This is a genomic window from Paenibacillus sp. 598K (genome assembly GCF_003851045.1).
Classification (GTDB): domain Bacteria; phylum Bacillota; class Bacilli; order Paenibacillales; family Paenibacillaceae; genus Paenibacillus_D.
In genome coordinates this window covers 1-294 of the sequence record NZ_BFBX01000023.1, presented here as the reverse complement: position 1 = coordinate 294, position 294 = coordinate 1, and the positions used below count along the sequence as shown (strand labels likewise).

1 protein-coding gene is annotated in these 294 nt (G+C 70.1%); it reads left to right on the top strand.

All coding sequences use genetic code 11. The annotated features are described in order from the left end of the window. The coding region (locus PA598K_RS09155; RefSeq protein WP_185601764.1) for an alanine racemase at nt 1-294 on the top strand (294 nt) is incomplete at both ends.

Sequence of the window (294 nt, the reverse complement as noted above, 5' to 3'; positions counted from 1 at the left end):
TGACGCCGCCGCATCCGTCCGAGGCGGACCGCGCGGCGCGCTACCGGATCGCGGTGCCGGTGTTCCAGGCCACCTGGCTGCGCGAGATGCGCGCCAGCAAGCGGAGCAGCGAGCCGCTGCAGGTCCACCTCAAGCTGGATACCGGCATGGGCCGGATCGGCCTGCGGCGCTCGCGCCTTGGCTGCGCGCGCGCGACATCGAGGTGGCGGGGGTCTATACGCATCTGGCGACGGCCAATCAGTCGGACGACAGCTATTATCGGGATCAGCTGGGTCGATTCTCGCAGATGCGGGG